Source organism: Paenibacillus spiritus, assembly GCF_008710135.1.
GTDB classification, from domain to species: domain Bacteria; phylum Bacillota; class Bacilli; order Paenibacillales; family Paenibacillaceae; genus Paenibacillus_AQ; species Paenibacillus_AQ glufosinatiresistens.
The window spans coordinates 132698-148440 of record NZ_VYKK01000028.1; the positions used below are offsets into that span (position 1 = coordinate 132698).

At 56.3% G+C, this 15743-nt stretch carries 19 protein-coding genes; all 19 read right to left on the reverse strand.

Annotation, left to right across the window (positions count from 1 at the left end):
* Nucleotides 1–18: 18 nt before the first annotated feature.
* The gene (locus tag F4V43_RS17320) at nt 19–1017 is read right to left on the reverse strand and encodes a rod shape-determining protein (protein ID WP_150459510.1); all 999 of its coding nucleotides are present in this window, start codon (nt 1015–1017) and stop codon (nt 19–21) included.
* 128 nt (nt 1018–1145) lie between these two features.
* On the reverse strand, nt 1146–1433 hold the full coding sequence (spoIIID, locus tag F4V43_RS17325; protein WP_150459511.1) for a sporulation transcriptional regulator SpoIIID: 288 nt from the start codon (nt 1431–1433) through the stop codon (nt 1146–1148).
* Nucleotides 1434–1636: 203 nt separating this feature from the next.
* Nucleotides 1637–2392, reverse strand: coding sequence for a M23 family metallopeptidase (locus F4V43_RS17330; RefSeq protein ID WP_150459512.1), 756 nt, complete (start codon nt 2390–2392; stop codon nt 1637–1639).
* Between the two features lie 53 nt (nt 2393–2445).
* Nucleotides 2446–3621: a SpoIID/LytB domain-containing protein gene (locus F4V43_RS17335; protein WP_150459513.1), complete on the reverse strand. Its 1176-nt coding sequence runs from the start codon at nt 3619–3621 to the stop codon at nt 2446–2448.
* Between the two features lie 170 nt (nt 3622–3791).
* Nucleotides 3792–5162 (reverse strand): UDP-N-acetylglucosamine 1-carboxyvinyltransferase, encoded by a 1371-nt coding sequence (gene murA / locus F4V43_RS17340; RefSeq protein ID WP_150459514.1) that lies wholly within the window; start codon nt 5160–5162, stop codon nt 3792–3794.
* A gap of 204 nt (nt 5163–5366) precedes the next feature.
* Nucleotides 5367–5624: a DUF1146 family protein gene (locus F4V43_RS17345; RefSeq protein WP_150459515.1), complete on the reverse strand. Its 258-nt coding sequence runs from the start codon at nt 5622–5624 to the stop codon at nt 5367–5369.
* A 274-nt stretch (nt 5625–5898) separates the two neighbouring features.
* Complete coding sequence (locus F4V43_RS17350) at nt 5899–6315, reverse strand: F0F1 ATP synthase subunit epsilon (RefSeq protein ID WP_150459516.1); 417 nt, start codon at nt 6313–6315, stop codon at nt 5899–5901.
* A 53-nt stretch (nt 6316–6368) separates the two neighbouring features.
* Nucleotides 6369–7769 (reverse strand): F0F1 ATP synthase subunit beta, encoded by a 1401-nt coding sequence (atpD, locus tag F4V43_RS17355; RefSeq protein ID WP_150459517.1) that lies wholly within the window; start codon nt 7767–7769, stop codon nt 6369–6371.
* Nucleotides 7770–7867: 98 nt separating this feature from the next.
* On the reverse strand, nt 7868–8743 hold the full coding sequence (gene atpG / locus F4V43_RS17360) for an ATP synthase F1 subunit gamma (RefSeq protein ID WP_150459518.1): 876 nt from the start codon (nt 8741–8743) through the stop codon (nt 7868–7870).
* 184 nt (nt 8744–8927) lie between these two features.
* A complete protein-coding gene (gene atpA, locus F4V43_RS17365) occupies nt 8928–10439 on the reverse strand; it encodes a F0F1 ATP synthase subunit alpha (RefSeq protein WP_150459519.1) in 1512 nt (503 codons plus the stop codon).
* An 11-nt stretch (nt 10440–10450) separates the two neighbouring features.
* Nucleotides 10451–11002: a F0F1 ATP synthase subunit delta gene (locus tag F4V43_RS17370; protein WP_150459520.1), complete on the reverse strand. Its 552-nt coding sequence runs from the start codon at nt 11000–11002 to the stop codon at nt 10451–10453.
* On the reverse strand, nt 10999–11487 hold the full coding sequence (atpF, locus tag F4V43_RS17375; protein WP_150459521.1) for a F0F1 ATP synthase subunit B: 489 nt from the start codon (nt 11485–11487) through the stop codon (nt 10999–11001). Before atpF ends, F4V43_RS17370 begins: the two co-directional genes overlap by 4 nt.
* A 130-nt stretch (nt 11488–11617) precedes the next feature.
* Nucleotides 11618–11842: a F0F1 ATP synthase subunit C gene (atpE, locus tag F4V43_RS17380; RefSeq protein WP_310550782.1), complete on the reverse strand. Its 225-nt coding sequence runs from the start codon at nt 11840–11842 to the stop codon at nt 11618–11620.
* Nucleotides 11843–11914: 72 nt separating this feature from the next.
* Nucleotides 11915–12736 carry a F0F1 ATP synthase subunit A gene (atpB, locus tag F4V43_RS17385; protein WP_150459523.1) on the reverse strand — a complete coding sequence of 274 codons (822 nt, stop codon included), beginning with the start codon at nt 12734–12736 and terminating at the stop codon, nt 11915–11917.
* A complete protein-coding gene (locus F4V43_RS17390) occupies nt 12726–13139 on the reverse strand; it encodes an ATP synthase subunit I (protein ID WP_150459524.1) in 414 nt (137 codons plus the stop codon). The genes atpB and F4V43_RS17390 overlap by 11 nt, the downstream gene beginning before the upstream one ends.
* Nucleotides 13132–13386 (reverse strand): AtpZ/AtpI family protein, encoded by a 255-nt coding sequence (locus tag F4V43_RS17395; protein WP_150459525.1) that lies wholly within the window; start codon nt 13384–13386, stop codon nt 13132–13134. Before F4V43_RS17395 ends, F4V43_RS17390 begins: the two co-directional genes overlap by 8 nt.
* Before the next feature lie 173 nt (nt 13387–13559).
* Nucleotides 13560–14735 carry a non-hydrolyzing UDP-N-acetylglucosamine 2-epimerase gene (gene wecB / locus F4V43_RS17400; RefSeq protein ID WP_150459526.1) on the reverse strand — a complete coding sequence of 392 codons (1176 nt, stop codon included), beginning with the start codon at nt 14733–14735 and terminating at the stop codon, nt 13560–13562.
* A 58-nt stretch (nt 14736–14793) separates the two neighbouring features.
* Nucleotides 14794–15423: a uracil phosphoribosyltransferase gene (gene upp / locus F4V43_RS17405; protein ID WP_150459527.1), complete on the reverse strand. Its 630-nt coding sequence runs from the start codon at nt 15421–15423 to the stop codon at nt 14794–14796.
* A gap of 131 nt (nt 15424–15554) precedes the next feature.
* The coding region (locus F4V43_RS19920; protein WP_223879947.1) for a hypothetical protein at nt 15555–15743 on the reverse strand (189 nt) is incomplete at its 5' end.

A 15743-nucleotide genomic window follows, 5' to 3' on the forward strand; every position in this document is an offset into this window, starting at 1 on the left:
CAGGTATATATCGGCTGGTCAGAACTTTTTCTTAACGACTTTGTCCAAATGATCGAGCATGATTCCCGTGCCTTTGACCACGCAGTGCATCGGATCTTCCGCAACCCACACCGGAACATGCAGCTCTTCGGCGAGCAGCTCGTCCAATCCGTTCAGCAGCGCCCCGCCTCCGGTCAGCACAACGCCGCGGTCGATGATGTCCGCCGACAGCTCCGGCGGTGTCCGCTCCAGTACCGACTTCGCCGCCGCAACAATGGAAGAGACCGGGTCCCACAGCGCTTCCTGCACCTCTTCGGCGGAGATGGTCAGCGTCAGCGGCAGTCCCGATACCATATCGCGGCCGCGGATATCCATCTCCGCCTTCATGCCGCCAGGGCGCACGTTGCCGATGGCCAGCTTGACATCCTCGGCCGTCCGTTCCCCGATCAGAAGCTTATACTTCTGCTTGATATATTTTAAAATGGCCTCATCGAACTTGTCCCCCGCAATCTTGATGGAGGAGGCGGTCACGACGTCGCCCATAGAGAGTACGGCCACATCCGTCGTTCCGCCGCCGATATCGACGACCATATTGCCGCTCGGTTGATAAATATCCATACCGGCTCCGATGGCAGCCGCCTTGGGTTCTTCTTCCATAAAGACTTCCTTGGCGCCGCTGCGTTCAGCCGCTTCCCGGATCGACTTCTGTTCAACGGACGTAATATTCGTGGGGGCACAGATCAGAATGCGGGGACGCGCGTACCAGCTCCGGCCGCCAACCCGGTCGATGAAGTATTTGAGCATCGTTTCCGTAATTTCAAAATCGGCGATGACTCCGTCGCGAAGCGGACGGATAGTCATAATATTGCCCGGTGTGCGCCCGACCATCCGGCGGGCCTGTTCGCCTACCGCAAGGACCTTCTTGGTGTCGCTTTCCAGCGTAACCACGGAAGGCTCATCCAGCACGACTCCTTTTCCCTTAACATGTATAAGCACATTAGCCGTGCCGAGATCGATTCCGATATCCTTGCTAAGCATAATGAAAAAGCCCCCAAAGTATTATTTTAATTGGATTAACCGAGGTTGATACCAAATTTAAAAATACCATACTTTAGGGGACGGATACAATGCAAGAACCCTGGAAAACCGCCGAAAAATGCAAAAGTTTACGACTTTGCCGCCACTGCCACTTCCCGTTTCTTTCCGGTCGACTTTTTGTATTTGATTTTGGTGGCTTCTCCCCCCCGAAGATGGCGGACCTGCTTGTGATATTCGAGAATGTGCTTCACCTGATCGGCCAGATCCGGGTTGATCTCCGGCAGACGCTCGGTCAGGTCCTTGTGCACCGTACTTTTGGAAACCCCGAATTCTTTGGCTATGGTCCGGACCGTGTGCCTGGTTTCCACGATGCAGCGTCCGATTTTGATCGTCCGTTCCTTGATGTAATCGTGCACGCTCCCGCCTCCCAACTGTGGATAGTTTGGTACATTATATGAGGGGCGGGCCTAGATATTCGCGCTTTGCGGACCAGACAGGCCGGGACAGACCCATTTAATTTGCCGGACAACCGTCGGATAGTCCCGTTTAACCGAGACTTGACGCCTACCTCCGGTTTGCGCAAAAAAGCCAGGAGCGGCGTGCTCCTGGCCGGGCAGACTTATTTTTGCGGAAGCAGATCCGCAGGATTGACGACCTTGCCGTTCTCGTACACTTCAAAGTGCAGGTGGTTTCCGAGATCCTTCTCCAGTTCGTTGCGTCCGGCGGCTGCCAGCGTCTCGCCCTGCTTGACTTCGTCGCCGACCTTAACCTTGGCCTCGCCGACGCTCTGGTATACCGTCTTCAGATTGCCGTCATGCGTAACTTCAATGACATTTCCGAGCACCGGCACATCTTCGACCCGGGTTACCTTGCCGCTCAGGGCCGCCTTGACGTCGAACTCCTGATTGTCCTTGCGGGCCAGGTCAATGCCGTTGTTCGTCATGAACGTGTCGCCGCTCTGAACCATGGCCTGAACGTGATTCTCATCCGTACCATTCTGGTCGTAATACGGCTTCACGACTTCAATCTCGCCCGGACTTGCGACCGGCCATGCCAGATTCTCGGCCGAGGCTACTACCGGAGCGGCGTCCTGATCCGGCGTCTTGACGTCGGCGCTTCCGGACTGCATTCCTCCGACATCCTGCGAGACTACAGCGGCGGTGTCGGTCTTCGGCGTCTGCGTGCCGGCGTCCTGGTAGACCCACACCAACGTTAGAATGATAGCCGCTGCCGCCGTATACACCGCCGGGAACACCCAGCGTCTGGACAACATTTTGTTCCAGGTGGAAGGCTGATGCTTGGTTTCTCCCGATTTAGGTTTGAGAGATTCCTCCTGGGACGGTTTGTTTGTTTGATTTTCATTCATTTTGCTCATCACCTCAGTAACCAGTGTTACCGGGGTTTGGGCATTTATACGTTTCTTTCACGTTATTTTTTCAAAAGAGTCGAGACTTGGGCAAAGCCGATTCCCGTGTAGTAGTGTTCGAGAATCATGGTCGCTGTCGATCCCTCCAGCGCCATCCCGTTCGCGCCCCACTGGCTCATTCCGACCCCATGGCCGCTGCCGTAAGAAGTAATGGCTATGCCGTCTGGCGTAAGCTTCCAGGTGAACTGGCTGGAACGGAGTCCCAGCTTCTCGCGCACCTCGCGGCCGGTGAAGGTTACGCCGTCGATCTCGACGGCCTTGACCCGCTTGCCGGCGGTCACAGCCTCCAGCCGGAGCTGCGGAGCCGCGCCGGCGGCGGACAGCCCGCGCAGTCCCGTGAGACGATGCCGGGTCTTGACGCCCGCGGCGGCGGAGGCGGACGCGCCGGCGGACCCGGAATTCTCCGGAGTCCCGGCGTTCCCCAGGGCCTCGGCCCCTGCCCGAACAGCCGACAGGCCCAGCTTCTCCCGCAGCTCCTCGCGGCTGAAGGTGACGGTCACCGTGTAGTTGGGAGCCAGCTCCTTGTCCCAGGGACTCGCGACACTGCGCAGATAGGGAATCGTCGCCTTCCAGTAATCCTCCGAATTCTCCGTATATCCCCCGCTGGAAGCGAAGAAAGACGCCGTGATCGGCTCTCCGCGGTACGTCATCACAATGCCCCGCGTCTCCCGGACAGCGCGGCGGATCTTCGCCAGGTCGGCATTCCTGCCTCTTCTGGCCCAGTCCCGCTTCAAGACGGCCCGCGAGATATAAGCCTGGTGGCTGACCGTGTCGGTGACATCGGCCTCCGGAACCGGCGCGCCGCTGTGGTCGCCGGACCGCAGCCGGCGGACAATGAACGTGCGGGCGGCGATAGCCTGGGCCTTCAGCGCTTCCAGCGCGAAGTCGGCCGGCATCTCGGCCGCAACCACGCCGCTGACGTAGTCTTCCAGCGGCAGCGTCTCCATTTGTCCGCTCCGCGACAAATAGACGGATACCTCCGGCTGCGCGGCTTCGTCCGCAGCCGGAGAGGGCGCCGCCGCAGGCGCGGGCGGCAGCGGAGCCGGCGCGTGGTGCCGCAGCGGCACCACGGCCAGCGGCAGCAGCAGCGCCGCAAGCAGCGGCGCCGCCGCCAGGGCCGCGGGCGCGAAGCGGCGCGCGCCCCGGCCGTAAGGGTAACGGCGGCGGAACTCTTTCATTCGGGTTCATCCTCCTTGCCTCAATTCATCCGTATACTCATAGTTATGAGATTAGGAGGCAGGACAGAACCCTGTAACGGAACAAGCTTCGGCCCGCGCACAAAAAAAAACGGGACCCTAAGGTCCCGTCTTATATAACAAAGTTATAGGGATGTCTGCCATAGAAGCTCTCAGCCCAAGGTAGGCTGAACCTGAAATAGCGGAACGATCTCCTCGGCCTGGGCAGCGGCTGCCTCGACCTTCGCCGTCTCCGGCTTGCTTCCGATTTCGGTCGCCTTCTCCTCCAGCGAGATGCGCCAGATATCGGCGCCGAGGCCCTGAAGCTTCTCGGCCAGATGTACATAGCCGCGATCAATATGATGTGTACCGCTGACTTCGGTGGTGCCTTCGGCTACGAGTCCGGCCAGAATCATGGCCGCTCCCGCACGCAGGTCGGTCGCACATACCTTGGCCCCGACGAGCTGTGCCCCGCCGGTAATAATGGCCGAACGGCCCTCAATCTTGATCTCGGCGTTCATGTTGTGGAATTCATCGACATGCATGAAGCGGTTCTCGAAGACCGTCTCCGTCACTACGCTGGTTCCCTCCGAGCGAAGCAGCAGCGCCATCATCTGGGACTGCATATCCGTCGGGAAACCCGGGTAAGGAAGGGTCTTAAGATCTACCGCTTTCAGCGGCTTGTCGGCGATTACCCGCACCCCGTTCTCATCGGGAAGGATCGTGACGCCCATTTCCTCCATCTTGGCGATAACCGGGCCCAGATGATCGGCAATTGCGCCCTCCACATAGACGTCGCCGCCCGTAATCGCGGCAGCCACCATGTAGGTGCCGGCCTCGATCCGGTCCGGAATGACCGTGTGCCGCACGCCGTGAAGGCGCTCTACGCCTTCGATCCGGATGACGCCGGTGCCTGCGCCGCGGACGATCGCGCCCATGCTGTTCAAATAGTTGGCGAGATCGACAATCTCCGGTTCCTTGGCGGCGTTCTCGATCGTGGTTACGCCTTCGGCAAGTGCCGCCGCCATCATAATATTCTCCGTCGCGCCGACGCTGGCGACATCCAGATACACTTTGGCACCGCGCAGTCTTCCGTGGCTCCGGGCTTCGATGAAGCCTTGGCCCAGACTGATCTCCGCGCCCAGCGCTTCAAAACCTTTCAAGTGCTGGTCAATCGGCCGGGTGCCGATGGCGCAGCCGCCGGGCAGCGAAATACGCGTCCGGCCCAATCGGGACAAAAGAGGTCCCATTACGAGAAAAGAAGCCCGCATTTTCCGCACCCACTCATAAGGTGCTTCACAGGTCGCCAGTTCGCGTGCATCCACTTCAATTACATCATTGGAATATGTAACGCCCGCACCCAGAGATTCGAGTACTCTGCTGATGGTCATCACATCATCGAGCGGAGGTGCGTCGATGATGACGCTGACTCCTTCTTCTGCCAATAGAGAGGCGGCTATGATCGGTAATACAGAGTTTTTAGCGCCGCTTACCTTTACGCTTCCGGTCAATTTTCTGCCGCCGCGGACGATAAATTTGCTCATCTTCTTCGTTCCCTCCGCGTCCATTATTTTCATTGTAGCTTGTGTCATTACTCCGTATCAAGTTCAGCGTCTTCCGCGTCCGCCGCCGCGGCCACTCCCCGAAGGAGTGCTGCTTTTCGTTCAGTGTTTGCCATTGAAATCGTTATTATTCGGCGAATGACTTGGCTCTATAGCTTAAGACATTAATAACCGAACCTTCGCATCTTAAAACAGGCGGCGCATTTGCAGGCTCCAGCCCAGGTAATCCAGCAGGAAGTTTGCCACAAAGTGTCCCAGCACGATCGCAAGCAGCAGATGGAGAAGCCGCCCTTGAGAGCTCTTGGGATATCTTATGATCGTATCCAGCTTGAGGTTCTGCAAGGACCACCATGCGATGGCCACACAGAGCAGCGATACGGCCATGGACAGAATGCCGGCGGCACCCGTCGTGTTCGACAGCTCGGTGGCTAAATTCTCTTCCATGGGAACCCCCTTGTCTATGCCTGTCGCAAATCGACTCTTATATCATACTTGCGCTTCAAGAAAGAATCCAGTACTTTTACAAATATTTAAGCAACTTGTTACTTGTAAACGCTATCTAGCATCAATGTCCAGTCAGCAATTACAATCTGACATCAGCTGCTGCCTTCTCCTTCTCACTCCGGCTCGTTCTTAACAGAGAATTCCTTGCGTCTCCCCTTAATTTCTGATGACAAAATGAAAAGCAGCCCCGCCCAAGGCGAGACTGCTCCTGTTTTTAGTGGTGTCCACTACGGGAGGACACTTTAATCCGTGTAACCGCCCGCTGGAGAGCCAGCTCGGCCCGGCGGTGATCGACCTCGTCCATCTTGCCGCGGGACTGAAGACGGCGCTGCGCGCGTTCCTTGGCCGCCTCGGCCCGTTCCAGATCAATCTCGGCGGGCAGCTCGGCGCTCTCTGCGAGAACGGTTACCTTGTCTTTATGCACTTCGAGAAAACCGCCATGAACGGCGAGCGTTGTCGTGCCTTCTTCCGACTTGATGGTCATTGGCGCGACCCGGAGCGGAGTCACCAGCGGAACGTGTCCCGGCAGAATGCCCAGTTCCCCTTCGGCGCCAACCACGCTAAGGCTGTTGACCCGCTTGGAGTAGACCAGGTGATCCGGCGTGACGATTTCAAGCAAAAAGGTGTTCACTTCCCATTCCTCCTAACCGCTTTACCTATGCGCCCGGGGCATGAGCCTCCGGATTACAACGTTTTCGCTTTCTCCACGGCTTCTTCGATCGTTCCAACGAACAGGAAGGCGGCTTCGGGCAGATCGTCATGCTTGCCGTCCAGAATTTCCTTGAAGCTGCGAACCGTCTCCTTGATCGGCACATATTTGCCTTTGAATCCGGTGAACTGTTCCGCAACATGGAATGGCTGGGACAGGAAGCGTTCGACTTTACGGGCACGGGCCACGATCAGCTTGTCTTCTTCGCTCAATTCGTCCATACCGAGGATGGCGATAATGTCCTGAAGCTCGGTGTAGCGCTGAAGCAGCTGCTTCACGCCCTGAGCGACATTGTAGTGCTCTTCGCCGACAATCTCCGGAGCGAGGATACGCGAGCTGGAAGCCAGCGGGTCCACGGCCGGGAAGATGCCCTTCTCGGAAATTTTACGCTCCAGGTTGGTCGTTGCATCCAAGTGAGCGAACGCCGTAGCCGGAGCCGGGTCGGTATAGTCATCGGCAGGCACGTAGATGGCCTGGATGGAAGTAACGGAGCCCTTCTTGGTGGAAGTGATCCGTTCCTGCAATTGGCCCATTTCGGTAGCCAGCGTCGGCTGGTAACCTACCGCGGACGGCATGCGGCCGAGCAGGGCGGATACTTCGGAACCCGCCTGCGTGAAGCGGAAGATGTTGTCGATGAACAGCAGCGTGTCGCGTCCTTCTACATCGCGGAAGTATTCCGCCATCGTCAGACCCGTCAGTGCCACGCGCAGGCGCGCGCCCGGCGGTTCATTCATCTGTCCGAACACCATCGCCGTCTTCTTGATAACGCCGGAGTCCGTCATTTCATGGTACAAGTCGTTTCCTTCGCGAGTACGTTCGCCGACGCCGGCGAACACGGAGATCCCGCCGTGCTCCTGGGCGATGTTGTTGATCAGTTCCTGGATCGTAACGGTCTTGCCTACGCCGGCGCCGCCGAACAGGCCGATCTTACCGCCCTTGGCGTAAGGAGCCAGCAGGTCGATTACCTTGATGCCGGTCTCCAGAATCTCAGCCTGGGTAGACAGCTCATCAAAGGTTGGAGCCTGACGGTGGATCGGGTTCTTCTGAACCGGACCCATCGCTTCGCCGTTGTCGATCGGGTTGCCCAGTACATTGAACACGCGCCCCAGCGTGGCTTCGCCGACCGGAACCGAGATCGGGCTTCCCTGGTCGATGGCATCCAGTCCGCGGACCAATCCGTCCGTGGAGGACATGGCAATGCAGCGAACCAGGTTATCGCCCAGGTGATTGGACACTTCCAGCGTCAGATCGCTGTGACGGCCGCTCTCGGGAGTGGCCTGGATCGTGATCGCGTTGAAAATTTCGGGCAGCTGGCCGCGTTCGAATTCGATATCGACGACCGGACCCATAATGCTGACTACGCGTCCTTTATTCATTGAATTGTTCCCCTCCTCGTATCTTCAAAAAGAAAGGGCGGCGCAACCGCCGGCCCCGCTTGCCCTGTACGCCCCTTAGCCCGGGGCGTGAAGGCGAACTAGCCCTGCGCGTTGGCGCCGGCCACGATTTCCGTAATTTCCTGTGTAATGGCCGCCTGACGGGCCCGGTTATAGGTCAGCGTAAGATCGCCGATCATCTTCGATGCATTCTTCGTCGCGCTGCCCATGGCCGTCATCTTCGCGCCCAGCTCGCTTGCCTTGCCGTTGAGGACCGCGCTGTAGATCAGCGTCTCGGCATACTTCGGCAGCAGCACTTCAAGCACGCCTTCCGGAGAAGGCTCATACTCATAGCCGGCCTGCAAAGTACCCGGTTGCGGCTTCGCCGCGCTCTGCGGCTCCATCGGCAGCAGACGCTCCACGGTCGGAACCTGGCTGATGGCGTTCATGAACTGGCTGTAGCAGATATAGACTTCATCCAGCTTGCCTTCCTCGAACTGGCCGACTGCCGAATAGGCGATCGACTTAATGTCGGCGAAGCTTGGCGTATCCGACAGCTCCGTAATTTCCTCCAGAATCGGGTAGTCCCGGCGGCGCAGAAAATCGCGGCCTTTCCGCCCGATCACGAACAGACCGTATTCGCTCTTGGAAGCGTGCCGTTCGGCGAGGGTCTGGGTGACCTTGCGCAGCAGGTTGGCGTTATATCCGCCCGCAAGACCCCGGTCGGAGGTGATGATAATGTAACCCGTCTTCTTCACCGGACGGCTGACCAGCATCGGATGCTGGACTCCCGTGGTGCCCGAAGCGATGCTGCCCACCACTTCCTTCAGCTTCTCCGCGTAAGGGCGGGAAGCTTCCGCTTTCTCCTGCGCCTTTCTCAGCTTGGAGGCGGCAACCATTTCCATCGCCTTGGTGATCTGTCTCGTATTCTGAACGCTCTTGATTTGGCGTTTGATGTCACGCATGCTTCTTGCCATGTTTTCACCACCTCAAAGCTTTGGCGAAGCCAAAGCTGGCTTCGTAAGCATAATCTGTGCTTTGGCGAAGCCAAAGCTGGCTTCGTAAGCGTAATCTGACAAGCATTATAATCCGGGTTCTGCCCGCAGCCCGGATCCGAATGAACCGCGGGAAGATCGGTTAATGATAGAGTATGGATAAGGCTTAACTTACAGCAAAGCCTTTCTTGAACTTCTCGATGGTGTCCTTCAGCGCAGCTTCATTGTCGGCTGTTAGATCCTTCGTATCGGTGATCGACTGGATGATTTCGGAGGCGTTGCTGGCCACATAGGCAAGGAACTCCTTCTCGAAACGTCTGACGTCCTTCACCGGAATATCGTCGAGGAAGCCTTTAACCGCTGTGTACAAGCTGATCACCTGATGCTCAACTGGAAGCGGCTGGCCGGTTCCCTGCTTCAGAATTTCCATCATGCGGGCGCCGCGGTTCAGACGGGCCTGCGTCGATTTGTCGAGGTCGGAGCCGAACTGCGAGAATGCCTGAAGTTCGCGGTATTGGGCCAGATCCAGACGGAGCGAGCCGGCAACCTTCTTCATCGCCTTGATCTGGGCGGAACCGCCTACGCGGGATACCGAGATACCGACGTTGATAGCCGGACGCTGGCCGGAATAGAAGAGGTCCGATTCCAGGAAGATCTGCCCGTCGGTAATCGAGATGACGTTCGTCGGAATGTAAGCCGATACGTCGGAAGCCTGGGTCTCGATGAACGGCAGAGCCGTCAGCGAGCCGCCGCCGAGTTCGTCGCTCAGCTTCGCAGCGCGTTCCAGAAGACGGGAGTGGAGGTAGAAGACGTCGCCCGGGAAGGCTTCGCGGCCCGGAGGACGGCGGAGCAGCAGGGACAGCTCGCGGTAAGCGGCGGCCTGCTTGGACAGATCGTCATAGATAACGAGAACGTGCTCGCCCTTGTACATGAAGTATTCGCCCATTGCGCAGCCGGCATATGGAGCGATGTAGAGCAGCGGAGACGGTTCGGAAGCCGAGGCCGTAACCACGATGGTGTAATCCAGAGCACCGTGGCGGCGAAGCGTTTCAACAACCTGTGCAACCGTGGACTGTTTCTGTCCGATGGCCACATAGATACACTTCATGCCGTTGCCCTTCTGGTTGATGATGGCATCAATGGCGATGGCGGTCTTACCGGTCTGACGGTCGCCGATGATCAGTTCGCGCTGACCGCGGCCGATCGGCACCATCGCGTCGATGGCTTTCAGACCGGTCTGCATCGGTTCATGAACCGATTTACGGTCGATTACGCCCGGCGCGCTGTTCTCAACGGGACGGAATTCGGTCGTCTCGATCGGACCCTTGCCGTCGAGCGGCTGGCCGAGCGGATTGACTACGCGGCCCAGCAGCGCTTCGCCGACTGGCACCTGCATGATGCGGCCGGTTCTTTTTACCTGATCGCCTTCACGGATTTCCGAATATTCGCCGAGGATAACGACACCGACGTTGCTCTCCTCCAGATTGAGCGCCATGCCCACTACTCCGTTGGAGAATTCCAGCAGCTCTCCGGCCATGGCATTCTCCAGGCCGTATACGCGGGCGATCCCGTCGCCGACTTGAATAACCGTGCCGATTTCCGCTACTTCGATATCGGCTTTGTACTGCTCGATCTGACTTTTGATCAAAGTGCTGATTTCTTCAGGTCTGATGCTCAATTTGTTCACCCCTATCTTCTGTGCTTGTCGTTAAAAGATTTCTCTAGACGTTCCAGCTTCCCGGACAGGCTTCCATCGTACAGCTTATCGCCGATCACAACTTTCAGTCCTCCGAGCAGGCTCTTGTCGATTACATTGGTAATACGGATTTTGCGTCCGGACAGCGCGCTGAACCGCTCCGTTACGGCCGCCTTCTCTTCTTCGTTCAGCTCGTAGGTCGAGTAGACCACGGCGTCGGCGATACCCAGACTTTCACCTTCGATCCGGAGATAGCTCTCCAGAAGATCATTCAGGATCTCCAGTCTGCCGCGCTGTACCAGCAGTTCGAGCGTGTTCAGGACCGGGCCCGACACCTTGCCTTCCAGCGTCTTCTTCAACACAGCCAGCTTGTCTTCCCCGGAGATCCTGGGCGTTCCGATGAATCGCTGCAGGTCGGAATCGGCATTCAGCGCATTCACCAGACTCTTCAGCTCTTCTTCTACTTCAAGCGTACGCTTCTCTTCAAAAGCAACCTCGAACAGAGCCTTCGCGTATCTCTTGGCGACTACCGCATCCTGGCTCATGACCGGCCTCCAACCTCTTTGAGGTATTGATCGACCAGCTGTTCCTGAGCGGCGTCAGGCTGCACTTCCTTCTCCAGCAGCTTGGATGCAATCTTGACCGAAGCGGCGCCCAGTTCGCTGCGCAGAGCTTCGACCGCTTTGTTCTTCTCGTTCTGGATATCGCGGACAGCGTCGTCTTTAAGGCGGGCCGCTTCCAGCTTGGCCTGCTCGATCAGCTGCTCGGACTGCTTGCTGCTCGTCTGTCTGGACTGCTCAATGATCTCGTAAGCTTCCTTGCGCGCTTCTTGCAGCGCCTGCTTTTGCTCTTCGACATAAGCGACCGCCTGCTCCCGCGTCTGGGAAGCTTCGTTGATTTGCTGCAGTACCAGTTCCCGGCGCTTCTCCATAACGGAGAACAGCGGGCCGAACGCGTATTTGTTAAGCAGGAAATAGAGAATCAGGAACGCGATCAGCGCAAGCACCAAAGATGTGATTGAAAAATGCACGTGTGGGTCACTCCTTTCCGATGACATGCGGCCGTGTACGACCGGTTATTCGGCTCTTTATCTTCTCTTAGGGTAAAAAAGAAAGCGCGGAGGGCCGTGGCCTTCCCCGCCAGTCTATTGCATGGGTTATTTATGCGCCTGTGTAGAAAATGAACGCCAATACTACACCGATAATTGGCAGGGCTTCAACCAGACCTACACCGATGAACATCGTTGTCTGCAGAGTGGACTTCGCCTCTGGCTGACGGGCAATACCTTCTACCGTCTTGCTGACGATCAGACCGTTACCGATACCGGCGCCCAGCGCGCCCAAACCTACCGCGATAGCTGCCGCGATATATGCCATAACTCCCATTTTAATAAATCCTCCTTAGATGTGTAATGATGTATTGGAATTCAGACGAACTTGCGGACGTCTGTCTTGAAGCTAATGTTCCTCGTGCGTGTCAATCGACTGCGAGATGTAGACAAACGTCAGAATCGTGAAGACGAAGGCCTGAATCGATCCGACAAATATACTGAAGCCCTGCCAGACCATCAACAGCGGAATCGCTGCAATCGCGCCAATCAGATTGAGGGTTCCAAGCTTGATAATGACGGAGATCAGCACCTCGCCGGCAAAGATGTTGCCGAATAGACGCATGCCGTGCGTCAGCAGCTTGGAGAACTGCTCGATGATATTGATGGGCAGGAAGAAGGAGAACGGCTGCAAGTAATGCTTGAAGTAGTTCTTGGTGTTCCTCGTGATGCCCAGGAAATGCACCAGCACAAAGATCATCAGAGCCAGGCCAATCGAAACGGAAGCATCGGCGGTCGGAGATTTCCACCAGGCGACGCCGACTTCAGCTTCTTCGCCGGGGTTGTCGATTTGGGCCTGATGCAGTTTCTCTGTAACCGAGACAATCTCATGCCCGAAGATGTGGGCCTTGCTGGCATCCGTATATTCGGTAACCACCCCGAACGGAAGGCCCAGCAAATTAGCTACAAATATGAACATGATGAGCGTCATGCCCAGCGACAGATATGGCTTGCCCTTCTTCAGATCCATTGTACTGGAGATTAGGCCCTGAACGAACTCAACGACCCATTCCATAAAATTCTGAAGCTTGCCGGGGTTCTCCACCGACAGATTGCGGGTAGCCAGACGGGCGAGGACAAAGACGATAACGCAGGTGACGACCAGCATCAGCACGATTGACAGATCGAAATCCAGGCCCCACAGATTAATAACCGGTGACTCATGTATCATGTTTCTCACCCCTTTCTCTCCGCGAAGTTCGATCTTCATTAAAGACAGTGATAAACCCTACGATGAAAATGGTAAACTGTCCGGCTACAAGACTCGCACAGACAGCAACTTCATTAAAGTAATGAGGGTACTCAAGCGGAAGCAGAATCGCCAGAATGGAAGTCGCAATCCGGACTCCGAATCCAAGCGAGGCTCTCTTCCCTCCCCCTGCGGCTGCATTGGCTATTTGCTTGATCTTGAAGCCCATGTACAGCACATTGAGGCAGCTGACCGTCGCCCCAAGCACTACTCCATGAAAAACGGTCCGGCGATGCGGCATGAGCTCGGCCACAAGGAGACAGATCACGGCGATTCCCGCAATGCTCATGGTCAGCAACCTGGTTAACTTTGCGGAATCATCCATCAATATCCCTCATCATTCTCTTGATTACAGCGAAGATGCTTGCAGCGCCCGACAGCATCCCGAATAATACGCCCAGACCGATCCAGAGACCGGGGTTTCCCCACATGCCTCCGACCCATCTTCCGAGAAAATAGCCTCCGAGCGTACAGCCTGCCAGATCAACGCCAATTGCGCTTACAAGGCCCATGGCTCTAAGCGCTTTCCCCGTATTGGGATCGCCGCTTCCAGGCTGGCCTGGCTGATTCATAAAATCCCCACCCTTGGAATTCCAATTCATTTTACTGAATGTTACAAGAGTTTGTCAATGCAGTGAAAGCGGCGTCACAGAGGGCTGAAATTATGAAAATAATCACAGCATTTTGTTCCAAAACCATATAAACCGTACAGTTTCACTGTATGTAAAACAAGCGGCTCTTACGATTAGGAATTTGCCTTGCTCAAGCTATTTGTGAACATTCTGTTAAATTGTTCGGGACGCTCTTCAATAACTCCGAAATGGTGAAGAATCGCATTGACAATCCTCTGCGACGCTTTGCCATCTCCATACGGGTTGGCGGCCCGGCTCATCGACTGATAGAGGTCTTCATCCGTCAGCAAAGCATGTGTCCGTTGATACACCTTCTCTTCATCCGTCCCCACCAGTTCCAGCGTGCCGGCCTCGATTCCTTCCGGACGCTCCGTTGTATCGCGCAGTACCAGAACCGGTACGCCGAAGGAAGGCGCTTCTTCCTGAAGACCGCCCGAGTCGGTCAGAATCAGGTGGGTATGCGGGTAAAAATTATGCAGATCCACGACATCCAGCGGATCGATCAGCTTGATTCGGGGGTGATTGCCCAGAATCTCGTACGCCGGCTCTTTGACGGCCGGGCTTGGATGTACGGGATAGCAAATGGCGATGTCCTCGAACTCGTCTGCGATTCTTTTGATGGCACGGAAAATATGACGGTGCGGTTCGCCTTGTGATTCCCTGCGGTGCGCCGTCATCAGAATTAGTCTTTTTCCGGCTGCCCAATCCAATACCGGATGCCGGTAGCCCGGCTGTACGGTATATTGAAACACATCGGTTACGGTGTTGCCTGTGATATAAATACTTGACTCTTTTTTATTCTCGTGTCTCAAATTTCCCGCCGACCAGTCGGTCGGAGCGAAGTGAAGATCGGCCAGAACGCCTGTCAGCTGACGGTTCATTTCCTCCGGATACGGGGAAAGTTTGTTCCAGGTCCGGAGGCCCGCTTCGACATGCCCCACCTGAATCTGCTGCAGGAAAGAGGCGTAGCTGGCTAAGAAAGTCGTCAGCGTGTCGCCGTGGACCAGCACAATGTCCGGCTTGGCTTCCCGCAGTACCGGCTCCAGTCCTTCCAGCACCCGGATGGAGATCTCGTTCAGCGTCTGGCGGTCCTTCATCACGTCCAGATCATAGTCCGGCGTGATCTCGAATACCTCCAGCACCTGATCGAGCAGTTCACGATGCTGGGCCGTCACGCAGACGATAGTCTCAATGTGCTCGGGATGACGCTTCAGCTCCAGCACGAGCGGCGCCATCTTGATTGCTTCGGGACGCACGCCAAATACGGTCATTACTCTAAGCTTGGACATAATTCTTCCTTTCCTCCGCCTCGAAGGGCGGCTTTATCGGCTTCTGAGGATCGCTGCGTTACTTAGTTCCGTAGAGGCGATCCCCTGCATCGCCAAGACCCGGAATGATGTACCCATGCTCATTCAGATGGTCGTCGAGAGCGGCTACGTAAATATCGACGTCAGGATGGGCTTCCTGAACGGCAGCCACGCCTTCAGGCGCAGCAATCAGGTTCATCATCTTGATCTGTGTGCAGCCCCGGTTCTTCAGCGAGGTAATCGCCGCAATGGCGGAGCCGCCGGTAGCGAGCATCGGATCGATCACAATCAACTCTCTCTCCTGAACGTCGGTCGGCAGCTTGATGTAGTACTCCACCGGCTGCATGGTCTCCGGATCACGGAACAATCCGACATGGCCGACCTTGGCCGCCGGCAGCAGCTTCAGGACACCCTCCAGCATGCCGAGACCTGCGCGCAGAATCGGAATCAGCCCCAGCATCCGTCCGGAAATTACCTTGCTCTCCGTCTGAGCGACAGGAGTCTGAACGGTCATGTTCTCAAGCGGAATGCTCCGCGTAATTTCGTATGCCATCAGTGTTGCAACCTCGTCGACGAGTTCCCGGAACTCCTTCGTGTTGGTCCGCTCGTCGCGGATAAATGTCAGTTTGTGTTGAATAAGCGGATGATCGCAGATCACCAATTTGCCCATATGCTTGTCCCTCCGGCCCTTATTGTACTCACCGGCCGTTAACCGGCCCTAAATCCTGTTTATTATATCATCCCTGCCTAAGCATTTCACCTTATGTGGAAAAGACGAAAACTTAACATGCGTTTTCATTATTATTCGCTGTGTTTCACAATTTTTTCATGAAAATGAATGAAATTTGTTTGAACGCAGATCGCCTGATTTCTGAAAATTCCATTAAGGGTTCCGCTTACAATTGTGGCCAAAACATGGCCGAAATAAAAAGCCCCGCCTGTAGGTGAACTGTGACCCGGATTGTGGACGGTAAATGTAAAGGGCCGGCA